The sequence below is a fragment of the Pseudomonas sp. EL_65y_Pfl1_R83 genome (assembly GCF_963970695.1).
Taxonomy (GTDB): Bacteria; Pseudomonadota; Gammaproteobacteria; order Pseudomonadales; family Pseudomonadaceae; genus Aquipseudomonas; species Aquipseudomonas tritici.
In genome coordinates this window covers 105,333-120,700 of the sequence record NZ_CAXAQI010000015.1, presented here as the reverse complement: position 1 = coordinate 120,700, position 15,368 = coordinate 105,333, and the positions used below count along the sequence as shown (strand labels likewise).

Here is a 15,368-nt window from a genome sequence, read left to right as displayed (position 1 = left end):
TCTCATCAGCGCATCAGCCCAACTTTTCCGCACTCACAAAAAATAGGTTGAGTAGTCACAGAAAATGTTATTTAAATAACAAAAATAATAACGCTGTGGTGCCTGCCACAGCGTGCACAAGGTAAAGATATCCATGAATAAGATCGCGGTCATCGGCAGCAACATGGTGGATTTGGTTACCTATATCGACCGAATGCCCCGTCAGGGCGAGACACTTGAGGCTCCGAGCTTTGCCATGGGCTGCGGCGGCAAGGGGGCGAACCAGGCAGTGGCGGCGGCCAAGCTTGGCAGCGAAGTGTTGATGCTGACCAAATTGGGTGATGACATGTTTGCCGATAACACCCTGGCCAATTTTCAACGCCATGCCATCGACTCGCGCTACGTCACGCGGGTGCCGGGGGTGTCCAGCGGCGTGGCGCCAATCTTTGTGCAGAGCGATTCCCACAACAGCATCCTCATCGTCAAAGGCGCCAACGCGCATTTGAAGCCGGCTGATATCGACGCCGCGGACGCGGCTTTACGCGAATGCAGCCTCATCGTCCTGCAGTTGGAAATCGACTTGGCAACCGTCTACTACGCCATCGAGTTTGCCAAACGGCACGGCATTCCGGTGTTGCTCAACCCGGCCCCTGCGGTCGCGGGTTTGAGCCGCGAGCATCTGGCGCAGCTGGATTTTTTCATTCCCAATGAAAGCGAACTGTCACTGATCACCGGCAAGTCGGTCGAGGGGCCTGAGAGTGCGTTACTCGCCGCGCGGGTGTTGGTCGCCCAGGGTATCCGCCACGTTATCGTCACCCTCGGCGAGCATGGCGCGCTGTATGTGGGCGAGGAGGGTGAGTTCCATGTGCCTGGGCGCGAGGTCGAGGCCCGGGACACCACCGGCGCTGGTGATGCCTTTATCGGTTGCTTCGCCCACTACTGGACCCAGCAGGGCGATATGCGTGCGGCCATGACCCGGGCGGTGGCGTATTCCGCCTGTTCGGTCACCGGCCTCGGCACCCAGAGTTCCTACCCCGACGTTGCCCGGTTCGCCGAGTTTTTTGACCCGTCCTGAGTCGTCTATCACCGATGTCGGCCATCCCTGTATGGCTGACGCGCCGTATACCCCACGGAGAATAACAATGACAAAAGTCCCGCTCCAACAAACTGCCGATGGTTTTTATCTCAATCGCACGCCCTGGTTCGCGTTTTTGCTGCTGTGCAGTATTTTCGCGCTGTGGGCGGCGGCGGCCAGCATGAATGACGTGCTGATCGCGCATTTCAAGAAAGCCTTTTTGCTCAGCGATTTCCAGACCGCGTTTGTGCAGTCGGCGTTTTACCTGGGCTACTTTTTCGTCGCGATTCCGGCGGCCTTGGTGGTCCGTCGCTTCGGTTATAAAAGCACGATTCTGGTGGGTTTGATGCTCTACATGGCGGGCTGCGCGCTGTTCTTTCCTGCGGCATCCAGCGCCACCTACGGCATGTTCCTGATGGCGCTGTTTGTGATCGCGTGCGGGCTTTCGTTTCTCGAAACCGCCTGCAACACCTACTCGACCTTGATGGGCCCGCGGGAGACCGGCACCCGCCGCCTGAACATCTCGCAGACCTTCCACCCGTTCGGCGCCATGGCCGGGGTGTATGTCGGCAGCTTCGTGATGTTCAAGGACACCGATGCGACCCACGAACAACTGACCCAGATGAGCGCCTCTGAGGCGGCTATCCAACAGTTGGAAATGATCCAGTCGACCCTGCTGCCGTACAAGTGGATGATCGCGGTGCTGGTGCTGATGTTTATCCTCATCGCCATCACCCGCTTCCCCGCGTGTCGGGGCAACGTCAAGGCTGATGTTAAAAAGCCCAGCCTCGGCCAGAGCCTGGCGCGCCTGTCGCGTAATCCGCGCTTTACCTTCGGCGTGCTGGCGCAGTTTCTGTATGTGGGTGCCCAGGTGGGTGTTTGGAGCTTCACCATTCGCCTGGCGATGCAGATGGGCGGGATGAACGAGCGCAGCGCGTCATGGTTCCTGCTGACGACCTTTGCCGCTTATTTCGTCGGCAAGATGATCGCCAATCTGTTGATGCGCAAGCTGCACCCTGCCAAGGTCCTCGCCATCTACGGCGTGCTGACAATTGCCTTGCTCGCCTACACCATCCTGGTACCGAATATCAGCGCGGTGTATGCAGCGGTCGTGGTGAGCATTTTCCTCGGGCCGTGCTGGCCGACCATTTATGGCCTGACGATTGAAGGGCTGGGCGAAGACACCAGTGTCGGCGGTTCTCTGCTGGTGATGAGCATCGTCGGCGGCGGGGTGATTCCGGTCTTCCAAGGCCTGTTGTCAGATGCCACTCACGGCAATATGCAGCTGGCGTACAGCGTGCCCCTGCTGTGTTTTGTGGTGATTGTGGCCTACGCCTATTCCTGCATGCGTCACAGTCGCGCCGCGCAGCCTCGGGCTGGCGCTGTGGTGGCCTCATGAAAACCTTTACGCTGGCCTTGTCTCCCGAGCAGTTCAGCGGCGTCGAAAAGACCCTGCTGCAATCGGCCGATTTTCGCGTGCTGGCCTGGACCTACCCCAGTGGGGTCAAGGCGCTGGCGTTGGAAAATGCCCGCGGCCGCGTGGTGGCCTTGCCTTACCAGGGGCAGATGATCTGGTCCGCGACCTTCGACGGTTGCGAGCTGACCATGCGCAATATGGTTCGCCAGCCCAAGCCCAGTTCGACGGTGATCGGCACCTACGGCTGTTTTATGTTCCACGCCGGGCTGCTGCGCAATGGTTGCCCGGCCCCGGCCGATGACCACCCGCTGCACGGCGAAATGCCCTGCGCGCCGATGGACGCCGCCTGGCTGGAAGTGGGGGAAGACGCGGCTGGCCTGTACCTGCGCCTAGGTGGGGACTACGAGTATGTGCAGGGGTTTGGCGACCACTATCGGGCCACACCCACGCTGACCCTGCGTGTCGGCTCGGGGGTATTTGATATCGGCATGGCGGTCACCAATCTTGCGGGCAAGGCCATGGAACTGATGTATATGGCCCACATGAACTACGCCTACATTCCCGGCGCCAGCCTGGTCGAGCCCTTGGCCGGCGCCCGTGTCCGGGTTCGCAGCAGCGTGCCGGCCCACGTCAAGCCAACTCCCGAGTGGTCGGCCTATATGGCTGAGTTGAGCCAGGACCCCTTGCGCTTGAGCACCCTGAACAGCCCCGCGCTGCATGATCCGGAAATTGTCTGTTTCTTCGAAGAGGTGCCCGGCGATGCTGCAGGTCGTGCGCATTTTCTACTGGACCATCCCGAAGGTTCGGCGTTTTACACCCGCTATCGGCCCGATCAGTTCTCCCATGCCACCCGCTGGATCCTGCATAACGCCGACCAAGGTGTCGCCGCATTCGTCTTGCCCTCTACCTGCGAACCCGAGGGCTACCTGGCGGAAAAAAACAAAGGCAATGTGCGCTCATTGGCCGGCGGGCAACGTGCGCTGTTCAGCGTGAGCACCGGCTATTTGTCGGCTGAGGAGCGTTGTCGCCTACGGGATGAATTGGGCGGCTGATGAGGCGTGGCGAGGGAGGTTCACACCACCCATTGCGCGCCGTATTGCGTGATCAGCTCACGGTATGGTTTGGGCAACTTCTTATCGGAGACCACCACGTTGAATTGTTCCAGGGTGGCGAAATGCGCGGTGCGCACGACGTCGAACTTGCTGTGGTCGGCCAGCAGCATGCGGTGCTGGGCCTGGCGCAAGACCTTCTGTTTGACCGCCACTTCATTGAAGTTGAAGCAGGTCACGCCGAAGGTTTCGCTGACGCCTGCGGCCGAGATGAATGCCCAGGTCAAGCGCACGTTGTCGAGGATGCTGCTCTCGTTGGCATGGTCGAACACTTGGTTCTTGCGATGGAAGGTGCCGCCACAGAGGACGATCGTGCAGTTGGGTTTTTGCTGCAGCTTGAGCAACACGTTGAGCGAGTTGCAAACCGCGGTGAACTCAAGTTCATCGGGGATGAAATCAATCACAAAGGGCACCGTGGTACCGCAGTCGAAGAATACCGTGTCGCCGCGCTTGATAACCGCGGCCGCGAGCTTGCCGATGCGGCGTTTCTCTTCCACATGCCGAGTGCCTTGCTCCGTGACTTTGTAGTCGGGCGCGCCTTCCGGGTCGAATGCGAGCGTGATATGCCCGCCGAGTAAATGGAACTTGTCCGGGTAGCGGTTGAGATCCCGGCGCAGGGTCATTTCCGAGACTTCCAGCAACGCGGCCATCTCCCGCAGATGGATCGCCTTTTGGTCCTGCAGGGCTTGTTGGATCAGTTTGATGCGTTCTGATTGTTTGCTTTCCACAGGTATTCCGATCGGCCAGTTATGTTGTAATTACATCATTTATTGGTATTATATTAACATTTGCTGGGCGCGTCTTCTAACACATTCGCCCATCGTGCTCCTTCATCAGGAACGGATTTCATGACCTCAATCACACCCGCAGCACTTGCACCGTTTATCGATCACACCTTACTGGCGCCCGACGCGACGCGGGAGCAAATTGCAGCGTTATGCAAAGAAGCGCAGGAATATGGGTTCTATTCCGTGTGCGTGAACTCGGGCCAGGTGCCTTTTGCCGCTCAATTGCTTGCAGGGCAGAAGGTTAAAGTCTGCGCAGTGATCGGGTTCCCATTGGGTGCGGGGCTGAGCGAGAGTAAAGCCTTCGAAGCCCAACAGGCAATTGCCGTGGGCGCGGGAGAGATCGATATGGTGCTCAATATCGGCGCACTGCGCGAAGGGCGCCTGGATACAGTGCGCGACGATATCGCCGCCGTGCATCAAGCTTGTGGTGCGGTGCCGCTGAAAGTGATTCTCGAAACCTGCCTGTTGGACGAGGAGCAAAAGATCCGGGCCTGCGAAATCTGCCGTGAATTGGGCGTGGCTTTCGTCAAGACGTCGACGGGCTTCAGCCGCGGTGGCGCCACCGCTGAAGACATCGCCCTGATGCGCCGCGTCGTCGGCCCGCAGATGGGGGTCAAGGCGTCGGGTGGGGTGCGCGACTATGCGACTGCAGTCGGCATGATCGAAGCCGGCGCCACCCGCCTGGGCACAAGCTCGGGGGTGAGCATTGTCAGTGGCAAGCTCGAGGATGCGGCGGGTTACTGAATTCGTTTTGTACCCGGCCATTGAAAAAGCCTGCTGAACTCAATGCTCAGCAGGCTTTTTAATGGGGACTGGTCTGTCAGGCAGGTTGGGCCGCCAGGCTGTTACTCACATTACGCCCCAGCACCAACACTGTGACAAACCCACATCCCACCAACGCCGTAGCCAGGCTTAACAACACTGAACTGCCCATCTGATCGACGATCCGCCCGCCAAAGAACGAGCCCAAGGCAATGATCACCTGGAACAAGGCGACGAACAGCGGCATGCCGCGTTCCACATCCTTGGGCGCGACCACAAACATCCAGATACTGGCGCAGGCCGGGAAGGCGCCAAAGGCGAAACCCCAGAGCGCAATGAGCATCGCTGCGCCTGTCAAACCGGTGGCGAAGTGGGGGAACAGCGCGGTGCTGGTGCCGATCATCAGCGCGACCAGCAGCAGGGTGTAGCGCACGCTGCGGTTGGCGGCGAAGCCGGCGAAAATGTTACCCGCGACCCCTGCCACACCAAACATCAGCAGCAGCGAGCCAATCGTCGGGCCATCGAAGCCGGAGCTGTTTTTGAAGAAAGGTGCGACATAGGTATACGCGGCAAAGTGCGCCAGGCCGATCAGCAATACGGCGATCAGTCCGACCCGAGCCCGTGGGTTGATAAACAACGCCGGCAGGTCACTGACTTGAATGGCCTTTTCCGGGTTGAGCCGGGGTAGCAGGAAGACCTGCGCCAGGACCACCGGTATGCCCAACAGCGCGGTGACCAGGAAGGTCATGCGCCAGCCCATCAGGCCGCTGAGCCAGGTCCCTACGGGCACGCCCAGTACGGTGGCCAGTGTCACCCCCATCATGATGATCGATGTGGCTTTCGCTACGCCTACACCCTTGGGGGCCAGGCGGCCGCTGAGGGCAATGGCCGTCGCCCAGAAACCGCCGATGCTGATACCCAGCAAGACGCGGCCGAACAGCAGCAGGCTGAAGTCACTGGCGAAGGCCACGACTGAGTTGGCGATAATCATGACCAACGTCAGGCCGATCAGCAGATAGCGACGGTCCATGGTGCCAATGATCACCGACAGCAGGGGGGCGGCGAGGGCGGCCATGATGCCAGGCAGGGTGACCATCAGGCCTGCGTGGCCGGCAGTGATGCCGAGGTCGCTGGCGACGTCGTTGAGCACGCCCACGGGCAGAAACTCACTGGTGACCAAGGCGAACGCGCCCACGGCAACCGAGAGAATTGCCAACCACTGCTGTTTGACACTTTGTTGATTATGTTCGGGAAGGCCGCGAGGGGCCTGGCTGGCACTTGGCATGGTTGGGTTCCAGGATGAGCGTCGCCTGAAGCCAGGCGAGGGGGAGGTAATTTGGACGCGATTATAGGAATCAGTGTTGAAAATCGGGCAGGCGCTCGTTTCGATAGTAATCATCAGTGCAATCGATACGACGCTCTAGCACGCACTACACGTTCAATGCACCTTTCGTACAGGCTTTCAAAATGCTGCCTACGAGCAGCGCATTGCGGTACTCCCGGCAACTTATTACTTTGTGGTAGCGCTCGAGATCGGGCGCCTCCAACCGCAAAGGAACTGCATCGTGAACAAAAATACGAAAGAAACCACCGGCAAGATCGCGACGTTGGAGGCGGAAGTGCTCAACAGCCAAAGCGCCTCAACCATTGCCAAAAGCCTCGCCGCTTCAGCTTTAGCCCAAAAAGGCACCGACAAGCAGACGAGTGCAGAGATGGAGCAGAAAGCTGGAAAGGTGCTGGGCAGCGATAAATACAGCGAAGATACCAAAGCGCTTGCCGCCTCGGTTCTGTCTCAAGCGAACAAGGAGCGCGCAAGCTAAGTCACTCCCGCTAGATAGGAAAGGCCCTGTAGTCGAATCGGCTACCGGGCCTCAGTCATCGCCCAAGCCGTTCTGACAGGCTCTCGATAAACACCGTTTCCGCCCGACTCATCTTCTGTTCCCGATTCCACAGCAAATGAATATCCACGTCCGCGATCCCCTCATCTGGCGGCAGCCGCCACAGCAGCCCGTTCTTCACATCCTCTGCCACCACATGAATCGGCAAACAGCCTAAGCCAAACCCGGCAATCACCAACCGACGCACTTCTTCCAGGCTTGAAGAGGACGCCACGATCCGTCCGCTAAACCCTTGTTGATCACGAAAAATCGTCAACGGCGACAGCATTCCGCCAAGCAGGGTTTACGTTGATCCTTTTCGAAAAGTGACTGAAATATTCATTAGTACTTTCCTGGGCATCTCTAAAGTCCTGCCATCGCGAGCCGAAACTCTCTCATACGACATCGTATTTCTAAATAAGAGAGCTTCCCGAAAATGTCCCTTCGCAGCCTGTCCATCGCCCGCCGTGCGGGTCTGGGTTTTGTCTTGATTGCCTTGCTCGTGGCCCTGCTGGGTTTTTTTGCGCTGTCGAACATGGCGAGCATCCGTGCCAGTGCGGTGCAGGTTGAGAGCGGGCTGGTGCCCAAGATACGGTTGGTGGCGGACATTCGCGAAATCATGCTGCGCATTCGTACGATCTCTTTGCGCATGGCGTTGGATCCGAATCCCGCAAGCCTTCCACAATACCGCAGCCAGATGGACACCCGCAGCCAGGACCTGATCAAAAGGCTGGCTGACCTCGAGGCGGTGATCGACACCCCTGAGGTACGCTCGCTCTATGACCAGTTCCAGGTTTCGCTGCGCCTGTACCAGCAAGGCCTGGCCCAATCTTTCGTCCTTGCCGACAAGCAGCAGGGCGCCGAACTCAACAAGCTGCTGCTGGTGGACATGAAAACGGTGATTGATGGCTCCGGTGCGCAGCTCAATGCCCTGGCCGACTACTACAACGCGCAGATCAACCAGCAGGGACAGATGGCCGAGGCGCAGTACAGTCGTTCGCGCACCATGGTGTTCGGCTTCGTGCTCCTGGCGGCGTTGAGCACAGTGGCGCTGGCGTGGTTGCTGACGCGCAGTATTGTCGGCCCGCTGAGCCATGCGGTGCGGGCTGCAGAAAACGTGGCCCATGGCGACCTGACCCAAACGGTGGCTGTTACCGGTGACGACGAAGTGACCCGCCTGCTTGTAGCACTCAAGACCATGCAAGCCAACCTGCGCGGGACCTTACAACTGATCCGTCAGTCGGCGGGGCAGATGGCATCGTCCGCCACCGACCTGAATGGCATCACTGATCAAAGCAGCCGCAGCCTGCAAAAGCAGACCGCTGAAATAGAGCAAGCCGCCACCGCCGTCAACGAGATGACCTCGGCGGCGGATGAAGTAGCGCGCAATGCGGTTTCCACCTCAGAGTCCACTCGCCTCTCCAATGAAACGGCGCGCGAAGGCCAGCACCGTGTCGGCGAAACCGTCAGCGCCATTCAGGCCCTGAGCACAAATATTGGTGAAACCTCGACGCTGGTGCAGACCCTCGCTGAACAATCGCGTGATATCGGCAAAGTGCTCGACGTGATTCGCTCCATTGCTGAACAGACCAACCTATTGGCCCTCAATGCCGCCATCGAGGCTGCGCGGGCCGGTGAGTCCGGACGTGGCTTTGCGGTCGTGGCTGACGAAGTGCGCGCACTGGCACACCGTACGCAGCAGTCGACGCTGGAGATCGATCAGATGGTGACCGCGATGCGCACGGGGTCTGACCACGCGTTGACATCAATGCAGTCCAGTACCCAGCGCGCTGCCGCTACCTTGACCATGGCTGAAGGTGCGGGAGGCGCGTTGAGTCAGATCACCGACTCCATCGACCAGATTCACCAACGTAACCTAGTCATTGCCAGCGCCGCAGAAGAGCAGGCTCAGGTTGCCAAGGAAGTCGACCGCAACATCGTCAACATTCGCGACTTGTCTGCGCAGTCCTCATCCGGCGCCGGGCAGATCAATGGGGCGAGTCGCGAGCTGGCGCAGTTGGCAGTTTCGTTGAGCGAGGCGGTGGCGCGTTTTCAGCTATAGCGCGATTTATGGTGAAGGCGTGTGAGTATCGGGCACCCATTCCAACACCCGGTTCCTCCCGCCTTCGGCCAGCAGATAACTCCCTCGACCGGTCGGCACAATGATCACCCTTGTTGTCGGGGCTAACCCCAATCGCTTTGCAACATTGCCGTGTAGTCTTTGCCACCGTAAAACACACCCGGTATCGACACCGTTTCGGAATCGGGCCCTACCATGAACGCGATGACGGTGGTGCGTCGACAGTGAGTGATGCGCAACTCGGGTAGCAGGTCGTCACGGCAAGTGCCACGCAAGGGAAACAGGGAAAGGCTTTCGCAGTAGCCGATGAGATTGTCGATAAAGCGCGCAGCAGTAGAGGGGGACGCGGCATCGCTGACACAGTCTTCAAGGGCGTCGAGTTGCGCCAAGGCTTGAGGCGAAAAGACGACCGTGTAGCTCACGTTTTCCCCGTGTCTTTTCGCTGACGCTTGGTCGCCATATGTTCGCGAACCTGCTCAGCAGACAACGCTCGGTCGGGCTCGGCCTTGAGGGCGGCAGCCGCAGGAATCACCTCGTCCCGCAGCCAGTCTTCCATGGCACGGTCACGTGCCAGCATGGCCCGCAGGCCGTCGCGAATCACTTCGCTCTCGGTGGCATATTCACCCGCCGCGACTTTGGCCTTGACCAAGGCGGCCATTTCGATTGGCAACGTAATGCTCATTTGCTGGGTCGAGCGCATTTGGAAGTCCGCCGAGGTTGGGTAGGATTCAATCCTACTGGACCATTGACGTGATGCATGAAGCAACTGATCGATGCCGATATCCGGCGACTCGTCGTCTATCCAGAAGTGATGGGTTTCCATGAGTGTGTGCGTCTCCCGTTGTGTAGGTCAGGTCTCAAGTATTGACCCATTTCAACGATTGCGTGGCCGCAGAAACCCAATAACCCACTGATATGTATGACTTCATATTTGTAGCAAGGTGATAACGGCAAAGTCATCGGTTCCCCTGCAACGTAGCGCCCACGCGCCCACGATGATCGGGCAGGTATTGCCGCAGGTGCTGCGTAATGTGGGCTTGATAAAACGCCGCGGGCGGACCTTGCCGCCAGCGGCGCTGGAGTTGGAGCGGTGGGTGCGGGAGATGCCGTTTCGGTCAGCGTGACACCGGGTCCAGTCCGGTGGATTGCACCACGGGTTGCGCCTGAGGCGATGACAAATATTGAAGCAACGCTTTGGCCTGGGCCGTCAGCGCCATCGCGCTGAGAGCCACCGCCGCCAAGGTGTTGAGCAGTGGCTTCATTGTGCAGCCTCTTGCATCACCTGCCCACGGGCGTTGGCGTGGCGATACAGCGCCAGGGTCGAGCACAGCGCACACGCCGCAGCAAACATCATCCAGTAGGCGGGCGACGCTTTATCGCCAGTGATGTGAATGAACCACGTGGAGATCGCTGGGGTGAACCCACCAAAAATCGCCGTCGCCAGGCTATAGGCCAGGGAGAAACCCGCCACGCGCACTTCCACCGGCATGATTTCAGTGAGGGCCGGGATCATGGCCCCGTTGTACATGCCGTAGAGGAAGGAGAACCACAGCAGGGTTTCCAGCATGTGCGCGAAGCTGGGTGCGTTCACGACGTAGGACAATGCTGTATATGCCGTCAGAACGGTCAATACAGTCATGGCGATCAGCACCGGCTTGCGGCCGAAACGGTCGCTCAAGGTGCCGCCGATCGGCAGCCAGATAAAGTTCGACACCGCCACCAACAAGGTCACCAGCAGGGCGTCGGAGGTGCTCAGGTGCAGCACGGTCTTGCCGAACGTCGGCGCGTACACGGTGATCAGGTAGAACGCCGTCGTGGTCATGGCCACCATCAGCATGCCACCGATCACCACGGTCCAGTTCTTCACCAGGGTCGCCAGCACTTCGCGCAGGGTTGGACGGTGCTTGCGATTGGCGAACTCTTCAGTTTCCTGCAGGTTGCGACGCAGGATGAAGATGAACGGGATGATCACGCAGCCGATGGCGAACGGAATGCGCCAGCCCCAATCGGCGACCACAGCGGGCTCCATCCAAACGTTCAAGCCATAACCCAATGCGGCGGCGATCACGATGGAGATCTGTTGGCTGCCCGACTGCCAGCTGGTGTAGAAACCCTTGCGTCCTGGCGTTGCCATTTCGGACAGGTACACCGACACGCCGCCCAGTTCCGCGCCGGCCGAGAAGCCTTGCAGCAAACGGCCCAGCAAGACCAACAAAGGTGCCCACAGGCCAATGGTGTGATAACCGGGCACCAACACGATCAGCAGCGTGCCGCTGGCCATGATCGACAGGGTCACGATCAGCCCTTTGCGGCGCCCGACGTCATCGATGTAGGCGCCCAGGATGATTGCGCCCAACGGACGCATCAGGAAGCCTGCGCCGAATACGGCGAAGGTCATCATTAATGACGCAAACTCATTAGCGGCAGGGAAGAACGCGGCAGCAATGTAAGTGGCGTAGAAACCGAACAGAAAGAAGTCGAACTGTTCGAGGAAGTTACCCGAAGTAACGCGAAAAACCGCGCCAACTTTAGATTGGGCAGATTCGGGCCGGTGAGGGCTAGTCATGGTTTTGTGTCTCCAGCGGTCTTTTTAAAGTGCTTGATTCGCCTATGACCGAGGATAGTGGCTGACACATTTAGAAATGAAAAGTAACAAATTTGGATGGACTGATGTTTGTTAGCTATCAATCCGCAGCGCAGTCCAAATGTCGTAGCGCACCTATGAAGTCGGGAAGCTATTTGACATATTTGATTTGTGATCACATATTGGGCCCATAAGAACGACAACACAGGTTTTGCCTCATGACAGACAGTCCGCTCCTCCTGCCCACCCTGCGCCAGGTGTCCCGCGATACTTTGCAAGACCAGGTCTATCGCCAGATCCGCGAAGCGCTGATGAGTGGCCGTTTTCAGCCAGGCCAGAAACTCACCATCCGCGGCCTCGCCGAAGCCCTCGGTTCCAGCCCGATGCCGGTGCGTGAAGCCCTGCAACGCCTCAGCGCCGAAAACGCCTTTGAAGTCACCGAAACCTCCCGTCTGCGCGTACGCCTGATGACGGTAGAACGTCTGCGTGAAATTCGTGATACACGGGTCGCCCTTGAAGGTTTACTGGCCGAAAAGGCCGTGCTGCTCCTGCAAAAAGCCGACCTCGACGAAATCACCGACCTCTGCCAACAGATGCAGCACGCCGCCGACGAAGTCGATGTGTCCCGCTACCTGTGGACCAACTTTGCGTTTCACCGGCGTATCTATGCCGTGGCCCAGGCCGAGTTGACCATGGCCGCCGTGGAAAACTTCTGGCTGCACATGGGCCCGTGCTTTGCGCTGGTCGCCCCGGATAAAGCTCACCTGCAACGCTCGATGGAGGCGCACACGCGCATCGTCGAAGCGCTGGCTGCCCGTGATGGCGCCGGCGCCCGCGCGGCGGTGACCGATGACATCATGCAGGCCGCCGATTCCCTGGCGCGCCTGCTCGTCAAGAACGACCGTTCGCGGTCGTCTGTTTCAGGAGGTAAACGTGCATGAGTGTCCTACAACGGCTGCAGCCCTATCCTGGGTTACGTGTGTTGATTTCCGGTGGGGCTGCCGGCATTGGTGAAGTGCTGGCGGCGGCCTATCTCGAAGCCGGTGCCCAGGTGCATGTGTGTGATGTGAGCGAGCCCGCCCTGGCAGCGTTTCGCGACAAATACCCTGGCACGGTCGCCACCCGTGCCGACGTCAGCGATGCCGCGCAGATCGAGGCGGTGTTCAAGGTGCAGCACGAGCATTTCGGCGGCCTCGATGTGCTGGTCAACAACGCCGGAATCGCCGGGCCTACTGGCGGGATCGATGCGATCAGCGACGCCGAGTGGCAAGCCACTATCAACATCAATCTCACCGCGCAATACCGCTTTGCCCACCACGCGGTACCGATGCTCAAGGCGTCGCCCCACGGCCATCTGCTGCATATCGCCTCGGTGGCGGGGCGTTTGGGCTACGCGTGGCGTACCCCGTATGCGGCGACCAAATGGGCGATTGTCGGTTTGATGAAATCCCTGGCCTCGGAGTTGGGCGAGAGCGACATCCGCGTCAACGCCTTGCTGCCTGGCATCGTCGAAGGCCCGCGCATGGACGGCGTGATCCGCGCCCGTGCCGAGCAGGTCGGTGTGCCCGAAGCCGAGATGCGTCAGGAATACCTCAACAAGATTTCCCTCAAGCGCATGGTCACCGCCGAAGACGTGGCCGCCATGGCGTTGTTTCTCTGTTCACCCGCCGCGCGCAACGTGACCGGCCAGGCGATCAGCGTCGACGGTAACGTCGAGTACCTGTAAGTCACGGAAGAACACCTCGCGCTGTACCCAGGATTTTTTTCATAAGAATAAAAGTCGGAGAATCGTCATGTCCAAAAAACGTCCTGTCATCATTACCTGCGCTGTCACCGGCGCGATTCATACGCCGTCGATGTCACCGCATTTGCCGATTACTGCGCAGGAAATTGCCGATGCCGCCATCGTTGCCGCTGAAGCCGGCGCTGCGATTGTTCACCTGCATGCCCGTGACCCGAACGACGGCCGTCCGAGCCAGGACCCCGCACTGTTCGCCGAATTCCTGCCGCAAATCAAAGCCGCCAGCGACGTAGTGATCAACATCACCACGGGTGGCGCACCGACCATGGGCGTGGAAGAACGCCTGCAACCGGTGATGCAGTTCAAGCCGGAATTGGCCTCGCTGAACATGGGCTCGATGAACTTCGGGCTGTACGAAATGCTCAACCGCTTTACTGACTTCAAGCACGATTGGGAAAGGCCATACCTGGAAGAAAGTGACGACCGGATCTTCCGCAATACCTTCCGCGACATCACTCACATCCTCAACGCCTGCGCCGAGAACCGCACCCGATTTGAGATCGAGTGCTACGACATCGGTCACCTCTACACCGCTGCCCATTTCCTGGAGCGCGGCTTGCTCAAGCCACCCTTGTTTATCCAGTCGGTGTTCGGCCTGCGCGGTGGCATCGGCGGGCACCCGGAAGATCTGGCGCACATGCGACGTACCGCCGACCGCCTGTTTGGCGATGACTACGTGTGGTCGATCCTCGGCGCCGGACGTGGGCAGATTCCGTTGGCGACCATGGGCTTGTCCATGGGCAGCAATGCGCGGGTTGGCCTGGAAGATTCACTGTGGGACGGTCCGGGAAAACTGGCGGCGTCGAATGCCGACCAGGTACGGCGCATTCGTACGGTGATCGAAGCCCTGGGGCATCGCGTCGCCACGCCGGACGAAGCGCGGGAAATCCTTGGGCTCAAGGGGCGCGACCAAGTCAACTTCTAAACACACACAGGGCCGCGGCAAAGCGCGGCCTGTATCCCGCACAACAACAATAAGGGGATCACACCATGCGTATCGAAGTGCTTGTCGACGTCAAGACCACCCTGGGCGAAGGCCCGGTGTGGGACGTCGAGCAACAACGTTTGTATTGGATCGACAGCGCCGACGGTCGCATCCTGCGCTGCACCGACGACGGCCGTGAATTGCGTGCCTGGGAGGTGGGCCAGAAAATCGGCTCCATGGCCCTGCGCCACAACGGTGAGAGTGCCATCGTCGCCCTGCAAAACGGCGTGCACACCCTCGACCTCAACAGCGGCGAGCTCAACCAGATCATCGACCCGGAACCGCAGTTGCCAAACAACCGCCTCAACGACGGTAAGGTCGACCGCCAGGGCCGCTTCATCTTCGGTTCGATGGACACGCTGGAGGACAGCGCCAGTGCCAAGCTCTACCGGCTCGATGCCGATCTGAGCCTGCACACCCTGGACGAAGGCATCATCGTGTCCAACGGCCCGTGCTGGAGCCCGTCGGGTGAAACCTTCTACTTCTGCGACACCTGGTCCGGCGATATCTGGGCTTACGACTACGACCTCGCCACCGGCAACGTGAGCAACCGCCGCACCTTTGCCAACGTCGACACCCGCACGGGTGGCGCCGCCGATGGCTGCACCGTGGATGCCGAAGGCTGTCTGTGGCAAGCGCTGGTCTACGCCGGAAAACTGGTGCGCTACACCCCCGATGGCCAGGTCGACCGCATCATCCAGATGCCAGTGAAAAAGGTCACCAGCCTGACCTTCGGCGGGCCGAATCTCGACACCCTGTTTGTGACCTCCATGGCCAAGCCGCCGCTGCCGCGTTTCCCGGCAGACGGCCAGCAGCGCGGTGCGCTGTTCGCCATTACCGGGTTGGGCGTGCAAGGAATAGCTGAGCGAAGGTTCGCCAGCTAGCGCGTTTTTTCAATAAGGCATATTCCT

15 protein-coding genes and 4 pseudogenes are annotated in these 15,368 nt (G+C 59.5%); 12 read left to right on the top strand and 7 right to left on the bottom strand.

Annotated elements, in window-relative coordinates; genetic code table 11:
* Positions 1 to 133: 133 nt before the first annotated feature.
* The 3 genes from rbsK (at position 134) to AACY08_RS20730 (ending at position 3,523) form a co-directional block, all read left to right on the top strand.
* On the top strand, positions 134 to 1,054 hold the full coding sequence (gene rbsK / locus AACY08_RS20740) for a ribokinase (RefSeq protein WP_339414933.1): 921 nt from the start codon (positions 134 to 136) through the stop codon (positions 1,052 to 1,054).
* A gap of 67 nt (positions 1,055 to 1,121) precedes the next feature.
* Positions 1,122 to 2,453, top strand: a complete 1,332-nt coding sequence (fucP, locus tag AACY08_RS20735; protein WP_339471223.1) for an L-fucose:H+ symporter permease — start codon at positions 1,122 to 1,124, stop codon at positions 2,451 to 2,453.
* Positions 2,450 to 3,523, top strand: coding sequence for an aldose 1-epimerase family protein (locus tag AACY08_RS20730; RefSeq protein ID WP_339471222.1), 1,074 nt, complete (start codon positions 2,450 to 2,452; stop codon positions 3,521 to 3,523). Before fucP ends, AACY08_RS20730 begins: the two co-directional genes overlap by 4 nt.
* Before the next feature lie 20 nt (positions 3,524 to 3,543).
* Here the strand turns inward: AACY08_RS20730 and deoR are convergent, their stop codons facing one another.
* Positions 3,544 to 4,308 (bottom strand): DNA-binding transcriptional repressor DeoR, encoded by a 765-nt coding sequence (gene deoR / locus AACY08_RS20725; RefSeq protein WP_445261425.1) that lies wholly within the window; start codon positions 4,306 to 4,308, stop codon positions 3,544 to 3,546.
* A 120-nt stretch (positions 4,309 to 4,428) separates the two neighbouring features.
* Between deoR and deoC the strand changes: the two genes are divergently transcribed.
* A complete protein-coding gene (deoC, locus tag AACY08_RS20720; RefSeq protein WP_339471221.1) occupies positions 4,429 to 5,112 on the top strand; it encodes a deoxyribose-phosphate aldolase in 684 nt (227 codons plus the stop codon).
* A 76-nt stretch (positions 5,113 to 5,188) separates the two neighbouring features.
* On the opposite strand, the gene AACY08_RS20715 is transcribed toward deoC, so the two are convergent.
* Positions 5,189 to 6,415 (bottom strand): MFS transporter, encoded by a 1,227-nt coding sequence (locus AACY08_RS20715; protein ID WP_339471220.1) that lies wholly within the window; start codon positions 6,413 to 6,415, stop codon positions 5,189 to 5,191.
* 280 nt (positions 6,416 to 6,695) lie between these two features.
* Here AACY08_RS20715 and AACY08_RS20710 point away from each other — a divergent pair, with 280 nt between their 5' ends.
* Positions 6,696 to 6,950, top strand: a complete 255-nt coding sequence (locus AACY08_RS20710) for a hypothetical protein (RefSeq protein WP_339471219.1) — start codon at positions 6,696 to 6,698, stop codon at positions 6,948 to 6,950.
* Between the two features lie 55 nt (positions 6,951 to 7,005).
* Here AACY08_RS20710 and AACY08_RS20705 read toward each other — a convergent pair.
* Positions 7,006 to 7,305, bottom strand: a pseudogene (locus AACY08_RS20705) (LysR substrate-binding domain-containing protein); the annotation flags it as partial.
* 138 nt (positions 7,306 to 7,443) lie between these two features.
* Between AACY08_RS20705 and AACY08_RS30605 the strand changes: the two are divergent.
* Positions 7,444 to 8,211: pseudogene (locus tag AACY08_RS30605) on the top strand (MCP four helix bundle domain-containing protein); the annotation flags it as partial.
* Positions 8,206 to 9,069, top strand: coding sequence for a methyl-accepting chemotaxis protein (locus tag AACY08_RS30600; RefSeq protein ID WP_445261428.1), 864 nt, complete (start codon positions 8,206 to 8,208; stop codon positions 9,067 to 9,069). The pseudogene AACY08_RS30605 and the gene AACY08_RS30600, both read left to right, overlap by 6 nt.
* A 122-nt stretch (positions 9,070 to 9,191) precedes the next feature.
* Here the strand turns inward: AACY08_RS30600 and AACY08_RS20695 are convergent, their stop codons facing one another.
* A complete protein-coding gene (locus tag AACY08_RS20695) occupies positions 9,192 to 9,509 on the bottom strand; it encodes a type II toxin-antitoxin system RelE/ParE family toxin (protein ID WP_339471217.1) in 318 nt (105 codons plus the stop codon).
* Positions 9,506 to 9,910: a ribbon-helix-helix domain-containing protein gene (locus AACY08_RS20690; RefSeq protein WP_445262035.1), complete on the bottom strand. Its 405-nt coding sequence runs from the start codon at positions 9,908 to 9,910 to the stop codon at positions 9,506 to 9,508. The genes AACY08_RS20695 and AACY08_RS20690 overlap by 4 nt, the downstream gene beginning before the upstream one ends.
* 190 nt (positions 9,911 to 10,100) lie before the next feature.
* On the opposite strand from AACY08_RS20690, the pseudogene AACY08_RS20685 reads away from it, so the two are divergent.
* Positions 10,101 to 10,211 (top strand): annotated as a pseudogene (locus tag AACY08_RS20685) (LysR family transcriptional regulator); the annotation flags it as partial.
* Here AACY08_RS20685 and AACY08_RS20680 read toward each other — a convergent pair.
* Both AACY08_RS20680 and AACY08_RS20675 read right to left on the bottom strand, forming a co-directional pair.
* Positions 10,203 to 10,289, bottom strand: a pseudogene (locus AACY08_RS20680) (ABC transporter substrate-binding protein); the annotation flags it as partial. The pseudogenes AACY08_RS20685 and AACY08_RS20680 overlap by 9 nt on opposite strands.
* 56 nt (positions 10,290 to 10,345) lie before the next feature.
* Positions 10,346 to 11,653 (bottom strand): MFS transporter, encoded by a 1,308-nt coding sequence (locus AACY08_RS20675; RefSeq protein ID WP_339471215.1) that lies wholly within the window; start codon positions 11,651 to 11,653, stop codon positions 10,346 to 10,348.
* A 236-nt stretch (positions 11,654 to 11,889) separates the two neighbouring features.
* On the opposite strand from AACY08_RS20675, the gene AACY08_RS20670 reads away from it, so the two are divergent.
* The 4 genes from AACY08_RS20670 (at position 11,890) to AACY08_RS20655 (ending at position 15,341) form a co-directional block, all read left to right on the top strand.
* Positions 11,890 to 12,612, top strand: coding sequence for a GntR family transcriptional regulator (locus AACY08_RS20670; RefSeq protein WP_339414925.1), 723 nt, complete (start codon positions 11,890 to 11,892; stop codon positions 12,610 to 12,612).
* The gene (locus AACY08_RS20665; RefSeq protein WP_339471213.1) at positions 12,609 to 13,397 is read left to right on the top strand and encodes an SDR family oxidoreductase; all 789 of its coding nucleotides are present in this window, start codon (positions 12,609 to 12,611) and stop codon (positions 13,395 to 13,397) included. Before AACY08_RS20670 ends, AACY08_RS20665 begins: the two co-directional genes overlap by 4 nt.
* Before the next feature lie 67 nt (positions 13,398 to 13,464).
* Entirely contained in the window at positions 13,465 to 14,397 is a 933-nt protein-coding gene (locus AACY08_RS20660) for a 3-keto-5-aminohexanoate cleavage protein (RefSeq protein ID WP_339471211.1), read from the top strand.
* A 65-nt stretch (positions 14,398 to 14,462) separates the two neighbouring features.
* Entirely contained in the window at positions 14,463 to 15,341 is an 879-nt protein-coding gene (locus AACY08_RS20655; RefSeq protein ID WP_339471209.1) for an SMP-30/gluconolactonase/LRE family protein, read from the top strand.
* Positions 15,342 to 15,368: the final 27 nt, after the last annotated feature.